This is a genomic window from Rhizobium sp. 01N447_2 (genome assembly GCF_056399245.1).
Genome location: NZ_JBFTQY010000160.1, coordinates 1 through 1,668 on the forward strand (window position 1 = coordinate 1; position 1,668 = coordinate 1,668).

General features: G+C 62.9%; 1 protein-coding gene. It reads left to right on the forward strand.

Annotated features, from left to right (window positions below; all coding sequences use genetic code 11):
* Positions 1-61 precede the first annotated feature (61 nt).
* On the forward strand, positions 62-1,668 hold a 1,607-nt coding region (traA, locus tag AC1ECN_RS38485; protein WP_477956052.1), incomplete at its 3' end, for a Ti-type conjugative transfer relaxase TraA.

Sequence of the window (1,668 nt, forward strand, 5' to 3'; positions counted from 1 at the left end):
CACTTACGAGTTGCTGGCGCAACTCCAGTAGCGAAGGCCGGCAGAGGCGCGAAGGCAAGCGATGGCGATTTATCACTTCAGCATGAAGCCGATCGCCCGCAGTGGCGGGCGCAGTGCCGTCGCCTCGGCCGCCTATCGTGCGGCCGAGCGCCTCACCAACGAGCGCGATGGGCTGACCCATGATTTTAGCAACAGAACAGGTGTCGAGCATGCCGAGATCGTCTTGCCGGCTGGTTCTTCTGCTTATTGGGCGATGAAGCGATCGGCCCTGTGGAATGCCGCCGAGCGTGCCGAGAAGCGCAGTGACGCCCGTATTGCCCGGGAATTCGAAATCGCGCTGCCACACGAACTGACGCCGGATCAACGACTGGCGCTGACGCGTGCCTTTGCCGAAGATCTCGCCAACCGCTATGGCGCTGCCGTCGACTTCGCGATCCATCGGCCGGGTGGGGCAAGCGATATCCGCAACAGCCACGCGCATCTGATGATGACGACGCGTGAGGTGAGGGAAACCGGTCTTGGCGACAAGACGCTGCTTGAGCGGGAGAACAGATGGCTTCTCGCCAACCACCTGCCGCCATCGCAACTGCAGCTGAAGGATCTCAGACAGGCCTGGGAGCATCTTGCCAACACGCACCTTGAGAGGGCCGGCCTCGATATCCGTATCGACAACCGTTCACATCTGGAAGCCGGGATCACGATCGAGCCGACCGAACATGTCGGTGTCCATGCCACTCAGATCGATCGCCAGGGTGGGGCAGTCTCCCGCGTCCGCATCGACCGGCAATCGGCCGACCGAAATGCCGAGACCATCCGGAGGCGCCCGGATGAAATCCTGAAGCTGATTACCAACGAGAAGAGCGTCTTCAACCGCTATGACATTGCCAGGGCTTTGCATCGCTATATCAACGACGATCCGCAGACCTTCCAGAACGCTTTTGCCGCGGTCATGGCGTCGAAGGCTCTCGTCGAGCTCAGACCCGACAGTTCAGGCGTTCGCGGCCGTGATGGCGAGGCACGCTATTCGACGGTCGAGATGGTGGCGATCGAGGGGGCGATGGCAACAGCCGCTGTTGCGATGAAGAGGCGTCAAAACCACGGTGTCTTCAAGCGGCATGTCGATGCGGCCATCGCCGATCAGGACAGATCGATCCAGGCGGTGAGTGCGTCACCGGCGCAGGGGCTGTCGGCGGAACAGCGCCAGGCGATCGAGCATGTCACGGCTCCCGGTCAGATCGCCGTGGTGATCGGCTTTGCCGGCGCCGGCAAGAGCACGATGCTGGCGGCTGCCCGCCAGGCCTGGGAAGCGCAGGGCTATCGCGTTCATGGTGCGGCATTGGCCGGCAAGGCGGCAGAGGGCCTGAAGGAATCGTCGGGCATATCGAGCCGCACCTTGGCGTCGTGGGAATATTCCTGGCAAGCCGATCGTAGTCGGCTCAATGCTCGCGATGTCTTCGTCATCGACGAGGGCGGAATGGTCGGCAGCCGTCAGCTTGCCCGCTTCGTCGACGAGGTCAGACGGGCCGGCGCCAAGCTCGTGCTGGTCGGCGACCATGAACAGCTTCAGGCGATCGGAGCGGGCGCACCGTTCCGGGCAATCGCGGAAGCTGTCGGTCATGCGCAGCTTTCGGACGTCCGACGGCAGAAAGCGGATTGGCAGAAGCAGGC